We start from the raw sequence: 18,746 nt of genomic DNA, 5'->3' as shown, positions 1-18,746 counted from the left end.
ATGGAAATGGACAGGTTTCTATCCGTTTTATTCTCGATTATCAATGCTGGACAAAACTGCAAGCTGCTCCTGCAAATAGGGATCATCAGGGTATTTCTCCATAATCTGATCAAAAATCTGACTTCTGACGATATAGTCAGAATACATATGCAGCTTCATTTCATAGTCTTCCAGAATTTTCTCTGTCCGCTTGATATTGTCATAGACAGCTTGGCGGCTCACGTTAAACTCCTCGGCAATCTCAGCAAGGCTGTAATCATCTGCATAGTAGAGCTCGATATAGTTCATCTGCTTGTCAGTCAGCAAAGCCGCGTAAAACTCAAACAGAGCATTCATTCGATTTGTTTTTTCAATTTCCATAAAGAATATTATACCAAATAATCCCTTTAAACTCCACTTTTTCGGTATGTTTGAAAATGGAGAATTATAAAAAAACTGCCAACTGGCAGTTTTTTGCGACGTAATTTAAATTACGTAATCAATTGTTCTCTAAATAGAATTCAAAGCGTTCGCCGACATATTGACTTTTTACATACTCGAAAGCTGTTCCATCATCAAAATAAGAAACTTGTGTCAAGCCTAAAATAGCATGACCGCGAGGGATTCCTAGGTATTTAGCAATTTTTTCCTTGGCCAAACGAGCATAAATAGTCTGTTGGGACTTGCCAATTTTATAGCCGTGCTCTTGTAGAGTTTGAAAGAAATGACTAGTCACTTCTTCTTTTTTGAAATTCTTTATAAATTTCTCTGGAATCGAGGCAACTTCATAGACAACGGGGATATCGTCAGCGTAGCGAACCCGTTCCATGCGGATGATGTTCTCTGTCTTATGGATGCCCAGCTTTTCGACTTCTCGCTCACTAGGCAGCGTCCGACGGTAGGAAATCAGCTGGCTGGATGGAGTTTTCCCCTGGGACTTCATGATTTCTGTAAAACTAGTCGTTCCACGCATCTTTTCCTGAACGCGTGTGCTAGCAACGTAAGTACCACTACCGACACGACGCTCTAGCACCCCTTCCTCCACCAGAAGCGTAATAGCTTGGCGCAGGGTCATTCTGCTGACCTCGAAAGTTTCAGCAAGATCGCGTTCGCTTGGCAATCGCTCGCCAATCTCCCAAATACCTTCGTCAATTTCTTTTTTAATTTGATCGTGAATTTTGATATATGCGGGTAACATATTGATTCTTCTTTCTTATTTGATACCTTCCTTTATTTTAATACCAAATACTTCAAATGTCAAACTAAATATGAAGGATTAGTGTTTAAAAGGCTAGTTTTTCCAGAATTTTATTTGATTTATCGAACGAAGAAGATTTTTCTGTCTCTTTTAATCGTTTTTCACCACTCTTGTTTCTTATCGCCTTGGAAAAATTCCTATTTTGTGTTAAAATGAGGGGAAAAGATTACTTCTTTTAAGAAAGGGAAAAGATGACAACTACAACTGAATTGCAAGATGTTGAAAAAATCATCGTGCTTGATTACGGCAGCCAGTACAACCAGCTGATTTCACGCCGCATTCGTGAAATTGGTGTATTTTCTGAACTAAAAAGCCACAAGATTACAGCTGATGAAGTCCGTGCTATCCGTCCTGTTGGGATTATCCTCTCAGGTGGACCTAACTCAGTTTATGAAGAAGGTTCATTTGATATTGATTCAGAGATTTTTGAGTTGGGGATTCCAATTTTGGGGATTTGCTACGGTATGCAGCTTTTGACTCATAAATTGGGTGGGAAAGTGGTACCCGCAGGTGATGCCGGCAATCGTGAATATGGTCAATCCAAATTAACGCGTACTAGTTCTCCTCTTTTTGAAAGCACTCCAGAAGAGCAGATCGTGCTAATGAGCCATGGTGATGCAGTAACAGAAATTCCTGCTGACTTTGTCCGTACGGGGACTTCTGCTGACTGTCCTTTTGCGGCTATTGAAAATCCTGACAAGAAAATCTACGGTATCCAGTTCCACCCAGAGGTTCGTCATTCTGAATATGGTTACGATATTCTGCGCAACTTTGCTCTCAATATCTGCGGGGCTAAAGGCGACTGGTCTATGGATAATTTCATAGACATGGAAATCAACAAAATCCGCCAAACCGTTGGTGACAAGAAGGTGCTGTTGGGACTTTCTGGTGGTGTAGACTCTTCTGTCGTCGGTGTTCTCTTGCAGAAAGCAATCGGTGATCAACTAATCTGTATCTTTGTGGATCATGGTCTTTTGCGTAAAGGCGAAGCTGATCAGGTCATGGATATGCTTGGCGGCAAATTTGGTTTGAATATCGTGAAGGCAGACGCAGCTAAACGTTTCCTTGATAAACTAGCCGGTATCTCAGATCCAGAGCAAAAACGTAAAATTATCGGAAACGAGTTTGTCTATGTCTTTGACGACGAAGCCAGCAAACTGAAAGATGTGAAATTCTTGGCTCAAGGGACTCTCTATACAGACGTTATCGAATCTGGCACCGACACTGCTCAGACTATTAAATCTCACCACAATGTTGGTGGTCTGCCGGAAGACATGCAGTTTGAGCTGATTGAGCCGTTGAACACACTTTATAAGGACGAGGTTCGTGCTTTGGGTACAGAGCTTGGTATGCCTGATGACATTGTCTGGCGCCAACCATTCCCAGGACCAGGACTTGCTATTCGCGTTATGGGAGAAATCACTGAGGAAAAATTGGAAACTGTCCGTGAATCGGATGCTATTCTCCGCGAAGAAATCGCCAAAGCTGGTCTTGACCGCGACATCTGGCAATACTTTACTGTTAATACTGGAGTCCGATCTGTTGGTGTCATGGGTGACGGCCGGACTTACGACTACACAATTGCGATTCGCGCTATCACTTCTATCGATGGTATGACAGCTGACTTTGCCAAGATTCCTTGGGATGTTCTGCAAAAGATCTCTGTACGTATCGTCAACGAAGTAGACCATGTCAACCGAATTGTCTATGATATCACTAGCAAACCACCTGCAACTGTAGAGTGGGAATAATAGATGTTCAAAAAGTCCAACTGGAATCTCAGTTGGACTTTTTAGATATGTTAGATTCTCTTGCATTAAAATTAAAGGCCAGCTTATTGACCAAGCAATCCTTTAAAGAAATTGACAATCGCATTCCAGATATTGCTGAAGAAATTACTGCCATCCTCAAGAAGTCCGTTCGCATCAAAATTAAGGTTGATATTATTGAAGGTATCACCGGCCTTTGAGACAATACTATTTTTTAAGTCGTTGAGTGTCTTTGTGAAATCAGCATTTGTGATGACTCCGCTGTTTGAAAGATTGACCGCGAAGTTGACAATCAGGTTGATTTGGTCAGCTGTAACTGAGCTGCTGAGTCCGTAGTTTTTCAGCGTTTCTTCAACGATTTTTCGGACATCATCTTCTGTCAGATTGCTGTTATTCTTTTTAGCATTGGCAACGGCTGCTTTAATATCCGCCAGAGCCACATTTAGCTTATCTGCATCATAACCGTCCTTACCTTGGTTTTCGGCATTGATATTTGAAAGTGCGGCTAATTCTTCCTGAGCTAAGTCTTTATTTTCCTGAGGAACGGTTGCTCCATTTTCCTCCAGCGAATAGTAAATGCCGGCTAGAGCGCTTTCCCCAGTTACAGGGATAGGTGCTGCTACTGTAATTTCTGCATGCTGCACGCCTAGTGTAACGGCTGCATTACGATACATATCTTCTGTAACCTTGGTGATATTTTGCGGCGTAACAATCTTGACTTGCAATGGTTTCTTATTGCCTAATTTCTGGATTTTAACAGAAGAATACAGCTGTAAGCTAGAATCATTTGCTACATTCATAATTCTTGAATAGATGTCAGTGGTCATTGTTTTCAGTGGTTTCGAATCACTAGATGCATTATAGCCTAAGAGCTGAAGCGTTTGCTCTCTTTGACTCTCATCTAAAGAATAGCCCAAAACGTACTCGGGTTGCACATAGGTCTCGTCAATCACCTTTTGTACATTTGTGTCAGCCGTTGCTGTTGAAATGGTAAAGAGGGCAGCTACTAAAGCTCCTGCTGCCACTAATGTTTTCTTAAATTTCATTTTACTCCTCAATCTATCTCTAAAACACTCATCTTTTAGAGAAGTATATATAGTAATATCAGTCGAACTAGAATGGAAAGTCAAATCTGCATTTTCCATCCTATAGAATAAAATAATATAAAATTCTTAAAATTTTCTTATAGGAAAAATATGCTAAGTCTTACGGATTAGTTGTCTCAGAGAAATTCAATTAGTACTTCTCGATTATCATACAAGTGGTTATACAGAGCTAGAGAGCTATTAATCTGCCTTCTAGCAACATTTCGCATTGTCGATTAGAAGAAACTTGTAGGACAATCGGTCGGTCATACTATAGTCATATTTGCGGGCCAATCTAACCTCGCCAAGTCATTGATATGATTGACAATACTAACCTGCTTTTGCAGATAAGACAGATTTTCATCTTGTCTTACTCTAAAATATAAAAGTCAACCAAATCCGAAAAACATTTTATAACAAAAATCTATTGAGAGAACTCTCTAAAATTTAAAAAGCGAACCACATCTAGCGGAAAGAAATCCCTTGATGTGGTTCGATTTTTTTAGTGCTGCTTAAGTTCTGATTTCGAGTGCTTGCTTGTGTGAACTCTTATCAGGTCTAAGCTTTCTTCTTACCTAGGTAAAGGGCTCCGCCCAGTGTGCCAAGTCCTAACAGGCAGAGGAAGAAATTCTCAACGGTACCAGTAGAAGGTAAGATGTTTTTCTTCTTCGGTTTTCCTGGTGTCTGTGGCTCTTCCGGTTTTGATGGAGGAGTTGTTGGAGGGGTCGTTGGTGGTACTTCCGGAGTGTGAACATTGGTAATATTGTAACCATCCACTGTTGATGTATAACCTTTCGGAACGTTCACTTCTTGGACTGTATATTTAATTTCTTTACCGTTCTGGTTTTTGGCCAGGCCTTCAAAATGATACTTCCAGCCAGTCGATTCACTCGCTGTAGCGATCAGTCCGGTATCCTGACCATCCGCAAGCAGTTTCACTTGGATAGAGCTTGGACGAATACCATCTTGGTTGTTGGCATCGTCCCACGTCTTCGTTCCTTCAACACGAGTCACTTTCGGTTCGTAATTGTTAGTTACATTCATCCCATTTGGTACTGATTTATAACCTTCTGGAACAACGACTTCTTCGACAGTGTAAGTGATCTCTTTACCACCTTCATAGCGATCCAGTTTTGTAAACTCATACTTCCAGCCAGTCGCTTCGCTCGCTGTGGCTGTTTTACCAGTCGCTTTGCCATTGGCTAAGAGCTTCACCGTAATGGAGTTTGGACGTTTGCCATCTTGGTTGTTGGCATCATTCCAAGTCTTTTGACCGCTTACTGCAATCTTCTCTGGAGTCAGCTTGTTGGTAACAGTGTATTTGCCATCCTTGGTCTTGGTAATTTCAGTTTCATATGATGCAACTGCTACTTCCTTGACTTCATAAGCAATTTCCTTCCCATCCTTGTACTTAGGCAAGGCTTTTGATTCAAAGGCCCAGCCAGTCGCTGCTGAAACTTCCATTTCATCTACGACCTGACCGTCGTGCAGAACTTGAATTTTCACAGAAGTGGTCCGTTTGCCATCTTGGTTCTCGTTATCATCCCAAACCTTGGTTCCTGAAATGACAATTGTTTCTGGATCATGGCTATTGGTTACGACTTGACCAGAGACAGAAGCTTCATAACCTTCTGGCACATTGACTTCTTTCACAGAGTAAACAATTTCTTGTCCATTTTCAAATTGCGGCAAGTTTGTGAAGGAAGCAACCCATGTATTCGCATCGGTGGCACCTGCAGCCGTTAAGGTTAAGGTCTGACCTGCAACTGCTGTTGGTTCTGAACCATTCACTGATTTGTAAAGTTGTACTGTGACAGAGTCTGGGCGTTTGCCATCTTGGTTGTTGGCATCCTTCCAAACCTTGGTTACCTTGTATTCAATAGCTTTTGGCAGGTACTTATTAATGATATTGAAATCGTTAATGGTTGTTTCATACTCTGCAACGGTTTCTTCCGTCACCGTATACTTGATTTCTTTCCCATTCTTGTACTTGGCCTTGCCCTTGAATTCTGCTGTCCAAGTGCCATCTGTTGCAGCTTGAACATCTTTAGAATCAACCTTTTCACCATCGGCTAAGAGATTAATCGTAATCTTCGTTGGACGCTTCCCGTCTTGGTTATTCGCATCATCCCAGTTTTTAGTGGCTTTGATATCAACTGTTTCTGGGCTATAGCTATTGGTAATCGTAAAGCCAGTGGCTGCATCTCCAGTTACTTCAGTTGTGTAACCGGTGATTGAAGTGGCTTCTACAACCTTGTAATCAATCACCTTGCCGCCTTTTTGAGCATCAAGTTCCGTAAAGCTGCCAGCCCAGCCAGTCGCTTCTGACAACTCGAGTGTTTTCCCAGTATCCTTGCCATCTGCGAGGAGTTTAACGGTGATAGAAGATGGACGTTTGCCATCTTGATTGTTGCTATCGTTCCAAACCTTGCGCACAGAAACCTCTGTTTTGGCTGGTTTGTAGCTATTCTTCAGGTTATAACCGTCGATGTCTTTTTTGTAGCCTTCAACAGCTTCTTCATCGATGGAGTAAGTGATTTCCTTACCACCTTCGTATTTCGGCAGGTCGGTGAACTTGTAGCTCCAGTCAGCTGCTGTCACTTCTTGTTCCGCAACCTTAGTGGTCACACCATCAACCGTCTTGTGCAAGAGAACTTTGATCTTATCTGGACGTTTGCCGTCTTGGTTGTTGCCATCATCCCATGTCTTCGTTCCTTCAACGGAGACTGTAGCTAGGTCGTGGGTATTTTTAATCGTAAAACTTGTCGCTGTATCTGCAGTAATTTCTGGAATATAACCATCAACTGCTTCTTCTGTCACAGTATACTGGATCTCTTGACCATTTTTATATTTCGCAAGACCTGTAAATGCAGCAGTCCAAGAACCATCTTGAGCAGCTTGGATTTCTTTTGAGTCAACCTTAACGCCATCTGCTAGCAGATTCACTATAATCTTGGTCGGACGGAGACCATCTTGGTTGTTCCCATCTTCCCAAACTTTAGTTACAGAAACATTTGTTTCTGCTGGATTGTAGCGATTTGTAATCGTGAAGCCAGTTGTGGCATCTCCTGTCACCTTAGACTTGTATTCTGCGACTGCGACTTCTTCGATTGTATAGCCGATTGGCGTGCCACCTTTATCTGCATCCAGATCTGTGAAGTTTCCTGACCAATTATTTTCTTTATTGAGTTCAAGGGTCTTACCTGTGTCTTGACCATCGGCAAGGAGTTTAACGGTGATAGAATCTGGACGTTTGCCGTCTTGGTTGTTCCCATCATTCCAAACTTTTTTCACAGAAACCTGGGTTTTGTCTGGTGTGTAAACATTGGTGAAGGTTGTGCTGCCATCGCTGGCATCACTGCTGTACTCAACAGCTGCATGCAGTTTGCCTTCTTTATCATCTGTTACAGTTACTTTAGCTGTCACTGTCTTCGCATCGTAGGTAATCCCATTTTCAGTTGTTCCAGCTTTCACTTCCTTGATGGTGTAAGTGTAAGTGCCTTCTTCATCAAATGACAATTCTTTAAACTTAACTTTTCCGTCTGCACCATTCTTCGCTGTTTCAACGTTACCGACTTGGTCTGTCAAAGCAAATTCAAACATATCGGCTTCGAGATTTCGACCGGTCAGCTTCTTCGTTACTTCGAGACTTGCTTTAGCGTTTTCAGCCTTATAGGTGTTTTCGAAAGTGCTGTTGTTATTGTCGTAAGAAACGCTTGCTTCAAGAGCTCCCTTACCGTTATCAATAACTTTAATTGTCACTTCGACAGTCTTGTTAGAATAAGTGATCCCTTTATCAGTTGTACCCGCATACCTTTCAATGATGGTATAAGTGAATTCACCTGGTTTGTTAAATTCCAATTCACCAAACTGAATGTTCCCGTCTGCATCATTTGTCGTGGTTGCGACTTGATCCCCCTCTCCATCCAACAAGGCGAATTCGAATTCACCGCCTTTAAGCTGAATCGGTTGATCTGTATTCTTATTGATAAACGTTTTCCTTGCAGCAACCGGCACTTTGACTTTGGTAGCTTTATAGGTATTTGTGAATGTCTGAATTCCGTCATCTGTAATGGCATCAATAGCCCCAGAGATTGGAGGTACGAGATTTGAACCAGCAGCTACAGATGAGAAATTAGCAATAGGAGCTGTTAAAGCTGAAATGGCAAAATTCTCAACCCAGGCAACCAGCTGACCTCTTCCATTATCATAGACGTGTACGATGACACGAACTGTTCTCGCATCATGGGTCACCCCATCGATGGTTTGACCAGCATTTGCTTCCACAATCGTGTACTGGTAATGTCCTTCTTGTGTAAACGGAAGGTCCTTAAAGGTTACATTACCATCACCATCGTTCTTAGCTCTTTGAACCTCTTGTCCATTTTTATCTTTCAAGATAAATTCAAATTCATTCGCTTGAAGAGGTGTTGGACGACCGCCAATCAAGTCTTTTTTGACTTTAATGTCAGCTGTAGTTGGGGAAGTGCTATACGTATTCGTAACAGTCAGAGCAGCTGTTTGTTCTGGAGTATAGCCGTCTATCGTATCTACGATGAGATTGCCTTCTTCATCGACTTCTTTCACACTATAAGTGTACTTCACACCGTTCTCATCAGTCGCAGGAAGGTTTTCAAAGCTTACAGTAACATCATTTGAAGTAGTAGGAACAGGTTTTGAATTAACACCAGCTACTTCTTCTTCAACTCCACCTTCTAGAGTACGATACAGTTTGAAGTAAAATGTTGGACGAACACGTTCCTGACCGCCAACCCAGACTTTCTTAGCCGTCACGTTTATCTTTGGAACTTCATAAGTATTGGTAACTTGAGTCTTGTCTGCATTGTAAGATATGATGTAGTTGTTATCGCCAACTGCAACCTTCTCTCCTTCTTTCAAAGGAAGGTTTGTCTGGTCTTGAAGTTCGCGAACAGAGTAAACCAACTCTGTCTTTCCATCTACATCATACTTAGGTAGTTGTTTCTCCCATTTGTAAGTGTAGACGCCGTTCGACTCTGTTACTTTAGGAGTATAGTTCCCTGTAACACGTTGGGCCTTATCGATAGACTCCCCTTTTTTGCGAACATACAAGCCGAGTTTTACTTGTTTGTAGTCAGTTGCTTTTCCGTTTACCCAAGTCTTGGTTGCTTCAAAGTCAACTGTCACACGTTTGTTAGAGATATTGAGGGGAACACCTTTTCCATCTTTCATCTCCACTTCAAACTCTTGACTATTTACCTGATAGCCTGGTTTCGGAGTCTTTTCTTTGACGATATACTTACCATCACTGAGAGCCTTTGAAAGAGCAATCCCGTCTTTATCTGTTGGCACTGTTTGAACTACTTTATTAGTAGCTTTATCAATGATATCAAATTCAACACCTTCTAACTTAACATCTGCATCAGCTTCATCGAATTTTGTGATTTTGATCTTTCCAGCGATATCAGCAGTAACAGTAGCACCTACAGACTTAACCGTTTTAAGAGTTGAAGAGTGCTCGGTTCTTGTTTCGATTGTGTTTTCCCGTTTTTTCCAAATTAATTGAGGTTCGTTATCTAACAAGTATTGAGCGGAGTTTTTCACCTCTGAGGTATCTGCCGGCGATGTGGTGAGATATCTTAGGTAAAAACTCTTGGTACCCATATTGGTCGGCATGAGCAATTCAAATCCACGTTTACCATTTGTAAAAGTCAGCAAGCCCGTGTTGTCTGGATCCTTTTTATACTCCTCAGGATCCATTGTCAATTTATACACTTTAATTCTATGCTTTAAAGCAGCATAGTTCTTATCTGTCGTCTCGTACTCTACTTCAGATAGTTCAAAGGAACTTTCAATATAAGACGCAAGGGCTCCTAAGCCGATATTATCTGTAATTTTAATAGTGTGGTTCTCCATATCCGTCTTAGAACGGTTAATCCGCACATGCCATGTAATTCTAGGTAATTTCGGATCATTGATACCACTTTTAAAAACCAGTTCGCCTTCATGGGGGAGCTTAGGATACTTTTTCACCTCAAATTCGATTTCTTTCGTCACGCCTCCTGGCAAAGTGTAGGTGACCTTCTTAGTTACTCCTTCAACTGTTTGCTGTGCAGTCGCAACAAAGCTCCCACGGATATTTTGCTTATCCTTGACCTTGTCATTGAAAGTGAAAAGCAGTTGATGGTTCTTGCTATCTACCTGTACAGTCCCCATCTTTGTATTTGAATTTTTATCGATGAGATCTAGAGTCTGATCTTGTAAATCCAAATTAGTTGGAGCTTTTACTATAAAGTAATCCCCCGGCTTAATCTCATCCGCCTGTACACCAGGAAATGAGAAGTCGCCCGAGTATTTTAGTTCAACAGTTTTTGTGCTTGGACCGATAATAATGTGTGAGTCACTCCCAGTTTCAGCAACTGTGACTTTCAAATTCTCGAATTTAGCCTTATCGGTAACATCAGCAGCAGAAACCCGCTGGACATTCCAAAATCCTAAAACAGTAAAAATCGTTAGTAAAGATAAAAAGAAGCCTATCCACCTCTTTGTCTTCATAATAAATTTCTCCTTCTTCTAATTTTTTTATAAGCTTAGAGCATAACTATTGATATTATGTTCGTCTTATATTATACCTCAAACCAATCAAAAAAAACAGATTTTTTAAAGTTGTTTTTTTTGACAAAATGTCAACTTTTGACTCATTCTTAGTTGAGAGGAGGCAAATAAAATATTTCACGATACACAAAAAAGAAAAGTTGGAATATCAAATGAACATTCTAACTTTTCTTTTTAAAACCAATTTAAAAGGCGAATAATATACATATTCATTTTAACCTGACGGGAATAATAATAATTGCCGCCGTTGATATAGAGTTCAGGGCCGTTAAATATGGAAATCAGGTTATAATAACTGTAGGTCTTACCGGTTACATTTCCCAAGCTTGGCGCTACCACTTCTTTTGAATATTTTTTAGCTAATTCAAGGGTATTTTCACCGCCATTAGTGGCTACATAGTCAATATAAGCCTGACCAAAATTGTAGGCCTGAACCGCCGTCCAGACATCAACTTTTTTCTCACTAGCTAGCTCCAGATTATTTGATAAAGTCTGAATCCCTTGACGGACGCTTTCTTTATTGTCTGTAATCGAATTGATTTCGCCTGTTGCGCTCTCACTAGACTGCATGAGGTCAGTGTTTCTTCCCTTGGTTTCTGTGTAAATCATAGCAAGAACCAGCTCTTCATTGGCAGCCGTATCTTGCTCGTCCAGTACTTCTCTGACTAAACTTTGGTAAGTCATAACCTGCTTGACATCACGATGGACTTGATAGCCTTTAAGCGCAATGGCAGCCAGAACGATGAGCAAAATCAGCCTTCTGATAAATTTAAACATTATTTACTTTGAATATCCTCGATATTTTTGATAAGAATAGAATAAGTTCCGTTATCATTCAGGATAAATTCCACGGATTCAGCATCCTGATAGACATTATTGGGAACGATCAGTTCTATTCCATTAGAGAGAGACAATTTTTGATTTTCGAACTTCTTTTTCTGGCGACTGCTGTCAATCTCGTCAAACTTGATTGGCTCTGGTACAGTTTCCTTGACCTGGTCGATAAAGGTAAGTCGGGCAGTCAGATTACTGTCAAACAGCTCGTCCGCCAACTTTTCAGGTGACAATTCATCATTTTCTTCCAGATTTTTGAAAATACTGGATTTGACCTTGGACTGAAACTGGAAGTCGTCTGTATTAAAACTTTCAGCAATTTTTTGAGCTGTTTTTTCCAGAGTTTTGATGGATTTTTTTGGTGAAATCTTGGGACTGACCTGCAAGAGATTGTCCGAAAAATAGTTGAGAAAGGCACCATTGTACTTGATGCGCTTTTCAATCAGATGGTACTTGCGAGACTGGAGATTGATGACCAAAGCCTCGTCCGCACCCGTACCAAAGCCAGGCAGATTGTTCTGAGTCAGTTTGATAGGATTGTCCACCTCACCACCTAAGTGGGTCAGAGTTTCCCGCAGAGCAATCCGCAGAAAAGCAAAGTGCTCCACGCCTTCTTTGTCAAACTGGACGAAAATCAAATCATTGGTTTTCTGGTTCTCACTGACAGAAAACTCCTCCTGCCAAAGCTTGGCCACCGTCACGGATGTTTCCAGTAAGTCGTCTGAAAGTTGGGCTAAAAAGACGTTTTCGGGATCGAAAATACCTGTTTTAGCCTCATCAGAATAGACTCGCTCGATTTTCTTACGCAGGTATTCTTCAATCTTGGGAGTGATGTTGAGAAACTTATCCGCCAACAGCAAGTCCGTGTCAGCTGGGCTGAATTGATGAATAATCGCTTTTTTTACGTAAATATCCATCTTAGTTCAGACCCTCATAGAGCGGAAAAGCATCTGTCAGTTCGCGAACTTCCGCCCGCACCTGATTCAGTACCGCTTCGTTTTCAGCATTTTCCAGAGCCTTGATAATGAGTTCAGCCACCTTGATACTTTCTGTTACACCAAAGCCTCGAGCTGCAATAGCTGCTGTACCAATACGAATTCCGCTAGTCTTAAATGGTGACAGGGTTTCGTAAGGAATGGAGTTTTTATTAAGCGTGATATTGACCTCATCTAAGAGATTTTGCGCCACTTTCCCATTTTCTACAACCTTAGTGACATCAACCAAGAACAGGTGATTTTCAGTACCGTCAGAAATCACACGGAACTTATCATGCTGACGGAAGACTTGCACCATGGCTTGGGCATTGTCCAAAATCTGCTGGGCATAAACCTTGAAAGCTGGATCTAGCACTTCTTTAAAGGCAACTGCTTTGGCTGCAATGACGTGTTCCAATGGTCCACCCTGAATGCCTGGGAAGATAGCTGAGTTGATTTTCTTAGCTAGGTCTTCATCATTTGTCAAAATCAAGCCGCCACGAGGTCCGCGTAAAGTCTTGTGGGTCGTCGTGGTTGTGATGTCCGCATAAGGCACAGGGCTCGGATGGAGACCAGCAGCGACCAAGCCAGCGATGTGAGCCATATCGACCATAAGCTTGGCACCGACTGCGTCCGCGATTTCACGGAATTTTGAAAAGTCGATGATATGAGAATAGGCTGAAGCACCTGCCACAATCAGCTTAGGCTGCACTTCCTTGGCTTGTTTGAGGATGGCATCAAAGTCCAGCAATTCTGTTTCTGGATCAACGCTATAAGGTACAAAATTATAGGTTTGGCCAGAGAAGCTGACTGACGCACCATGAGTCAAGTGGCCGCCGGCAGACAAATCCATACCCATAACAGTATCACCTGACTCAATCAAAGCCATATAAGCAGCACAATTTGCTTGGCTGCCTGAGTGAGGTTGCACATTCGCAAACTTGGCACCAAAAATTTCCTTGGCGCGTTCAATTGCCAGACTCTCAATCACATCCACTACATCTGTCCCACCATAGTAACGGCGACCTGGGTAGCCTTCAGCGTACTTATTGGTCAAAATAGAACCTTGAGCAGCCATGACAGCTTTAGAAACAACGTTTTCTGAAGCAATCAGCTCAATATTATGCTGCTGACGTTCTTCTTCTTTGGCAACTGCTTCCCAAATCTCTGGGTCAAATGCTTTGTAGTCTTCTTGGTCAAAAATCATAAGGTGTCTCCTTCTTTTGAGAAAATAGGGCGCTAGGCCCCTAAAAGTTAAAATGTTATATCACTTACTTGGGCAAGAATATCCTCGCGAGTAATGGCTCCTTGGCGCAAAATAAGTGCCTTTTCTCCAGACAAGTCCAGAATGGTTGAATCCTGACCTGTCAAGGAAGCATCATCTTCTAGTCCCGATACTTGCCCTTGAAAATCCAGCATAATCTGCTGGAAATCAGTTCCACTGGCTTTTCCAGAAAGATTGGCGGATGGCCCGATTAAAGGACCGTATTTTCGAATTAAATCCAATGTAATTGAATGCTTGGGAACTCGAAAACCAATGGTCTTCATACCTGAGTTTATCCAAGCAGGCACTCGGTCATTGGCTTGGAGAATGATAGTCAGCGGTCCAGGTAGAAAGGCTTGATAGAGTTGCTCCAGATAACTGGGCTGGTTCTTGGAAAAGGAATAAATCTCTTCCAAGCTAGCCACGTTGAGATTAAGAGCCTTGTCACGAGGTCTTCGTTTTAATTCGTAAACTTGCTGAACCGCCTCTTCGTTCAAGGCCTGGGCAAAAAGTCCATAAACTGTTTCCGTCGGCAGGACAACCGCTCCGCCTGCTGCCAGAGTCTTTTCTATCTTATCCATTGTCCATCGCCACCATTCTATCCTTGCCAAATTGATCCTGCAGGACTCGGATTCGTTTTTGCGGGAATGATTTTTTTAATAGCTCCCCGACACCATCTCCTTGCTTGTAACCAATTTCCAGATAGATTTTTCCTTTTTCTGTGAGATAGTCTCCTGCCTGCTCCGCTATTTTCCGATAGACGGCATAACCATCCTCCTCTGCGAAGAGGGCCATATGAGGCTCTGAGGCTAGAACGTTGAGGCCGACTTCTTCCTTATCCGCTTCTGAAATATAGGGCGGGTTGGAGACGATAATGTCAAATCTTCCACTAATTTCTTCAAAGCAATCGGATTGGAGAAAAGCTAGGTTAAGTCCGCAGGACTGAGCGTTTTCTGCCGCCAAGGCAAGAGCCTCTTTCGAAATGTCAGAAGCAGTAATCTGCCAGTCTGGACGGCTGTTCGCCAGTGCAAGAGCAATGGCTCCGCTGCCGGTGCCGATATCCAAGACAGACAGAGATTTTTCAGGATTTTCCGACAAGATCAGCTCCACCAGCTCCTCCGTCTCAGGCCTTGGAATCAACACCCGCTCATCAACCTTGAGAGTCAAACCGTGAAAGTCACTGCTCCCAATGATATACTGGGCCGGCATGTGAGCAAGCAGCTGCTCTTGAATCGCTTTTAGCTTTTCACGTTCTTCCTGGCTGACTTCTGCCCGAAGTTTGAGAACAAAGTCGGTAAAGGAGAGCTCATTGAGAGCCCGATAAACGAAAGACAGGCTTTCTGCTTCTTCTCCAGCTGCTACCAGCTCCTGCTCTAACTCAGCTAAATATTGAGCTAATGTCATTATTTATTCAGCTCTTCTAGTTTTTGCGTTTGGTCATAAAGCACCAAGGCATCCACAACTTCATCCAACTTACCTGACAAAATCGTGTCCAGCTTTTGCAGGGTCAAGCCGATACGATGGTCTGTCACTCGGTTTTGTGGGAAGTTATAGGTACGAATCCGTTCAGAGCGGTCACCAGTACCGATAGTCGACTTACGCTCAGCGTCTTGCTCGTCTTGGGCAATCTGCGCAAAGTGGTCAGCAACACGCGCACGGATAATCTTCATAGCCTTCTCACGGTTTTTCTGCTGGGTCCGCTCTTCCTGCATCTCAACCTTGATATTGGTTGGCAGATGGACAATACGAACCGCGGTTGCAACCTTATTGACGTTCTGACCGCCAGCACCAGATGCGTGGTAGATATCCACCCGCAGGTCTTTAGGGTCAATATCGTATTCCACTTCTTCGACTTCTGGCATGACCAAAACGGTCGCTGTTGAGGTGTGGACACGGCCTTGGCTTTCGGTTACTGGAACCCGCTGTACGCGATGAGCGCCAGATTCATACTTGAGCTTGGAATAGACCGACTGACCCGAAACCATAGCCACTACTTCTTTGAAACCACCGACACCATTCATGGAGGCCTCCATAACCTCAAAGCGCCAGCCTTGGGCTTCCGCATACTTCTGATACATAGTCAGCAAATCGCCTGCAAAGAGAGCCGCCTCATCACCACCTGCAGCACCGCGGATTTCCAAAATGATGTTTTTATCATCGTTTGGATCTTTAGGTAAAAGGAGGATTTTTAGTTTTTCCTCGTATTCTTCTTTTTCAGCCTTGGCATCTTTAAGCTCCTGCTTGGCCATCTCTTCCAAGTCAGCATCACCAGAGGCGTCTTTAATCATTTCTTCAGCGTCTGTGATGTTTTGCAGGACTTTCTTATACTCTCGATAAGCCGTCACTGTATCGCGAGTGCTGGCTTCTTCCTTAGAAAGCTCCATAAAGCGCTTGGTATCGCTGACCACATCTGGGTCACTTAATAGTTCGCCAAGCTCTTCGTAGCGATCTTCCACCGCTTGTAACTGTTCATAGATGTTCATAGATTTTTCATCATCTCCTTTGTTTCTGTCATTCGATTATTTAATGTCGGGGTTAAAATAGTGCTTGCGGCAAACCGGGATATAGGTTTCATTGCCACCGATTTGAATCTGTTCTCCGTCGTAAATAGGTTTGCCGTGGTCTGTTCGCAAAACCATAGTCGCTTTTCGTGAACAATATTGGCAGATAGTCTTGATTTCTTCTATTTTATCAGCCAAGAGCAAGAGGTGCTTGGAGCCTTCAAAGAGCTCGTTGCGAAAGTCATTTTTCAGACCAAAAGCCATGACCGGAACATCCAGCTCATCCACCACTCTTGCCAAATCATAGACATGATGGCGTCTCAAGAACTGAGCCTCATCAATCAAAACGCAGTAAGGCTTTTCAGGCAACCGCTGAATATAGCCAAAAATATCCGTCTGATCCTCGATTGCTATCGCATCACGCTTCATACCAATGCGACTGGAAACGACGCCAAATCCGTCGCGCGTGTCAAGGGCCGAGGTCATGATAACCACACTCTTACCTTGTTCCTCATAATTGTGGGCTACTTTCAAAATTTCAATGGTCTTGCCCGAATTCATTGTGCCGTATTTATAATATAATTGAGCCATTTTTATTTCTACATTTTCTCTCTAAGTATTGTCTTTTATAGGACTTCCAACTCTGTAAAAAATTTTGTTGAGAAGACTGACCATACTTCCTATTATTTTACCACAATTCACCACTCTTTCAAACCTCATTTGTGATAAAATAATATTAACGAAATAAAGGAGGCAGAAAATATGCCATTTGTCAGAATTGATTTATTTGAAGGTCGTACCTTGGAACAAAAGAAGGCTTTAGCCAAGGAAGTGACTGACGCTGTTGTTAGAAATACCGGCGCTCCACAGTCTGCTGTCCATGTCATCATTAACGACATGCCAGAAGGCACCTACTTCCCGCAAGGAGAAATGCGAACAAAAAAAAGAGGCAGCTAGGAAAATTCCTAACTGCTTTTCTTTTGGATTTTATGAAGTCGCCACTGAAAGAGAATGCCACTTGTAACCAAACTGGCAATTAGACCAATCCAATACCCATAGGGGCCTAAGCTGGTAAAATGATCTAAGAAGAGCCCCAGAGGCAGTGAGACGCCCCAGTAAGCAACTAAGCCCAAGTAAAATGGCACTTGAGTATCCTTGTACCCCCGTAGAATGCCCTGCAAAGGAGCCGCAAAAGTATCTGCTAACTGGAAAAAGAGGCTGTAGGTCATAAAAATAGAAGTCAGTCGGATAAAATCTGGATTAGAGCCATACAAGGCTGCAACTCTACCTCGGAAAATATAGAGGAAGCTCAGCGTAAAAACAGCAAAAATCAAGGCTGCAACTCGGCCTAATTTACAGTATTTTTTCACATCCTCATACCTCTTAGCGCCTAGCTCATAAGAAACAATAACCGCCATAGCGGTGGAGATACTCATAGGAAAGGCATACATTAAGTTTGAAAAATTCATGGCCGCCTGATGGCTGGCAATGATCAAAGAGGAGAATTTTGCCATGATCAAGCCAACAACTGAGAAAATCACAACTTCTGCAAAGACTGTTCCCCCTATTGGCAGACCTAAGCGAAAACCTTCAGCTAATCCTGCTTTGTTCAAGGGACGAGTTTTCCAGAGCTCATACGATCGGACTTTGGGATGTTTGACTGCTAAGAGCAAGGAAATGAACAATAAGGCCCAGTAGGACAAAGAAGTTCCCAGTCCGGATCCAGCTCCGCCCATTTCTGGAAAGCCAAAAGCTCCGTAAATCAAGACATAATTAAAGATACCATTTAAGGGCAAAAGTAAGAGCATGAGATACATAGAAAGCTTTGTCAGCCCCAAAGCATCAAAAAGCGAGCGAATAACGCTAAAGAGCAAAAGTGGGATGATACCTAGTCCCAGATACCAAAGGTAATGCTTGGCTACTCCTTCTACCAAAGGCTCTAATCCAAGGCGAGCCAAAACCAGAGGAGCCCCTAGAAATACTAAAGTAAATAAAACAAGTGACAGCCCCAAAGAAAGATAGATAAACTGATAAAAATCCGAGGCAATTTTCCCTTCTTTTCCCTGTCCCAAATGATGTCCGATTATTGGCACTAAGGCAGACACAATTCCCGTCAGCAAGTCGAAAAATGGGATCCAAAGACTGGTTGCCATGGACACTCCAGCCAAATGCAACGTATTATACTGCCCAGTCATGGTGGTATCGACAAAAGATGCTGAAAAATTTGCCAGCTGATAAATCAGGATAGGAACAAAAATTGAGACAAACAAGCGCAGCCGCTGCTTTAAATGATAAGTCTGATACATGATAATTCCCCTTTTATTATCTACTTTAACTATACTACAAGCTGGCTGAATAGTCAAAAGAGGCTGGGACAGACAGCCATGACGACATAGCCGTCACCCACAGAAACACGAAAATAAAGAAAACAGCCCTCATTTAGAAGTATAATATAAGTGAGGGCTTTGTGGTTGATAATTTCTTGAAT

Annotated in this window: 14 protein-coding genes; 2 read left to right on the top strand and 12 right to left on the bottom strand. The window is 42.5% G+C overall.

Features of this window, described 5'->3' with window-relative positions:
* Positions 1-27: 27 nt before the first annotated feature.
* Entirely contained in the window at positions 28-360 is a 333-nt protein-coding gene (locus AC5FEC_RS08760) for a putative DNA-binding protein (RefSeq protein WP_005590307.1), read from the bottom strand.
* Positions 361-478: 118 nt separating this feature from the next.
* Positions 479-1,177 (bottom strand): GntR family transcriptional regulator, encoded by a 699-nt coding sequence (locus AC5FEC_RS08755; RefSeq protein WP_234550259.1) that lies wholly within the window; start codon positions 1,175-1,177, stop codon positions 479-481.
* A 251-nt stretch (positions 1,178-1,428) separates the two neighbouring features.
* On the opposite strand from AC5FEC_RS08755, the gene guaA reads away from it, so the two are divergent.
* Positions 1,429-2,988, top strand: coding sequence for a glutamine-hydrolyzing GMP synthase (guaA, locus tag AC5FEC_RS08750; RefSeq protein ID WP_493661940.1), 1,560 nt, complete (start codon positions 1,429-1,431; stop codon positions 2,986-2,988).
* An 83-nt stretch (positions 2,989-3,071) separates the two neighbouring features.
* Here the strand turns inward: guaA and AC5FEC_RS08745 are convergent, their stop codons facing one another.
* The 9 genes from AC5FEC_RS08745 to AC5FEC_RS08705 form a co-directional block, all read right to left on the bottom strand.
* Entirely contained in the window at positions 3,072-4,052 is a 981-nt protein-coding gene (locus AC5FEC_RS08745; protein ID WP_234550258.1) for a DUF1002 domain-containing protein, read from the bottom strand.
* Positions 4,053-4,649: 597 nt separating this feature from the next.
* Entirely contained in the window at positions 4,650-10,625 is a 5,976-nt protein-coding gene (locus AC5FEC_RS08740) for a Cna B-type domain-containing protein (RefSeq protein ID WP_493661939.1), read from the bottom strand.
* A gap of 234 nt (positions 10,626-10,859) precedes the next feature.
* Positions 10,860-11,462 (bottom strand): lysozyme family protein, encoded by a 603-nt coding sequence (locus AC5FEC_RS08735; protein WP_037618204.1) that lies wholly within the window; start codon positions 11,460-11,462, stop codon positions 10,860-10,862.
* A complete protein-coding gene (locus AC5FEC_RS08730; protein WP_493661938.1) occupies positions 11,462-12,436 on the bottom strand; it encodes a nucleoid-associated protein in 975 nt (324 codons plus the stop codon). Before AC5FEC_RS08730 ends, AC5FEC_RS08735 begins: the two co-directional genes overlap by 1 nt.
* 1 nt (position 12,437) lies before the next feature.
* Entirely contained in the window at positions 12,438-13,700 is a 1,263-nt protein-coding gene (glyA, locus tag AC5FEC_RS08725; RefSeq protein ID WP_304948614.1) for a serine hydroxymethyltransferase, read from the bottom strand.
* Positions 13,701-13,747: 47 nt separating this feature from the next.
* Positions 13,748-14,338, bottom strand: a complete 591-nt coding sequence (locus tag AC5FEC_RS08720) for an L-threonylcarbamoyladenylate synthase (RefSeq protein ID WP_493661937.1) — start codon at positions 14,336-14,338, stop codon at positions 13,748-13,750.
* On the bottom strand, positions 14,331-15,161 hold the full coding sequence (prmC, locus tag AC5FEC_RS08715; protein ID WP_493661936.1) for a peptide chain release factor N(5)-glutamine methyltransferase: 831 nt from the start codon (positions 15,159-15,161) through the stop codon (positions 14,331-14,333). Before prmC ends, AC5FEC_RS08720 begins: the two co-directional genes overlap by 8 nt.
* A complete protein-coding gene (gene prfA / locus AC5FEC_RS08710; RefSeq protein ID WP_493661935.1) occupies positions 15,161-16,240 on the bottom strand; it encodes a peptide chain release factor 1 in 1,080 nt (359 codons plus the stop codon). The genes prmC and prfA overlap by 1 nt, the downstream gene beginning before the upstream one ends.
* A 36-nt stretch (positions 16,241-16,276) precedes the next feature.
* A complete protein-coding gene (locus AC5FEC_RS08705; protein ID WP_493661934.1) occupies positions 16,277-16,849 on the bottom strand; it encodes a thymidine kinase in 573 nt (190 codons plus the stop codon).
* 153 nt (positions 16,850-17,002) lie between these two features.
* On the opposite strand from AC5FEC_RS08705, the gene AC5FEC_RS08700 reads away from it, so the two are divergent.
* Positions 17,003-17,215, top strand: coding sequence for a 4-oxalocrotonate tautomerase (locus tag AC5FEC_RS08700; RefSeq protein ID WP_304948650.1), 213 nt, complete (start codon positions 17,003-17,005; stop codon positions 17,213-17,215).
* An 8-nt stretch (positions 17,216-17,223) separates the two neighbouring features.
* On the opposite strand, the gene AC5FEC_RS08695 is transcribed toward AC5FEC_RS08700, so the two are convergent.
* Positions 17,224-18,564 (bottom strand): MATE family efflux transporter, encoded by a 1,341-nt coding sequence (locus AC5FEC_RS08695; RefSeq protein WP_493661933.1) that lies wholly within the window; start codon positions 18,562-18,564, stop codon positions 17,224-17,226.
* Positions 18,565-18,746 lie beyond the last annotated feature (182 nt).

It is taken from the genome of Streptococcus sp. STC1396 (assembly GCF_058933875.1).
Note: the sequence above shows the minus strand (reverse complement) of the source record. Positions and strands in the feature narration are given on the sequence as shown.

Bases quoted from the DNA above. Each gene is read 5' to 3' on its own strand.
- AC5FEC_RS08735 (WP_037618204.1), bottom strand. From the start codon at position 11,462: ATGTTTAAATTTATCAGAAGGCTGATTTTGCTCATCGTTCTGGCTGCC.
- prmC (WP_493661936.1), bottom strand. From the start codon at position 15,161: ATGACATTAGCTCAATATTTAGCTGAGTTAGAGCAGGAGCTGGTAGCA.
- AC5FEC_RS08695 (WP_493661933.1), bottom strand. From the start codon at position 18,564: ATGTATCAGACTTATCATTTAAAGCAGCGGCTGCGCTTGTTTGTCTCA.
- AC5FEC_RS08745 (WP_234550258.1), bottom strand. From the start codon at position 4,052: ATGAAATTTAAGAAAACATTAGTGGCAGCAGGAGCTTTAGTAGCTGCC.
- glyA (WP_304948614.1), bottom strand. From the start codon at position 13,700: ATGATTTTTGACCAAGAAGACTACAAAGCATTTGACCCAGAGATTTGG.
- AC5FEC_RS08760 (WP_005590307.1), bottom strand. From the start codon at position 360: ATGGAAATTGAAAAAACAAATCGAATGAATGCTCTGTTTGAGTTTTAC.
- prfA (WP_493661935.1), bottom strand. From the start codon at position 16,240: ATGAACATCTATGAACAGTTACAAGCGGTGGAAGATCGCTACGAAGAG.
- AC5FEC_RS08755 (WP_234550259.1), bottom strand. From the start codon at position 1,177: ATGTTACCCGCATATATCAAAATTCACGATCAAATTAAAAAAGAAATT.
- AC5FEC_RS08705 (WP_493661934.1), bottom strand. From the start codon at position 16,849: ATGGCTCAATTATATTATAAATACGGCACAATGAATTCGGGCAAGACC.
- AC5FEC_RS08740 (WP_493661939.1), bottom strand. From the start codon at position 10,625: ATGAAGACAAAGAGGTGGATAGGCTTCTTTTTATCTTTACTAACGATT.
- AC5FEC_RS08730 (WP_493661938.1), bottom strand. From the start codon at position 12,436: ATGGATATTTACGTAAAAAAAGCGATTATTCATCAATTCAGCCCAGCT.
- guaA (WP_493661940.1), top strand. From the start codon at position 1,429: ATGACAACTACAACTGAATTGCAAGATGTTGAAAAAATCATCGTGCTT.
- AC5FEC_RS08720 (WP_493661937.1), bottom strand. From the start codon at position 14,338: ATGGATAAGATAGAAAAGACTCTGGCAGCAGGCGGAGCGGTTGTCCTG.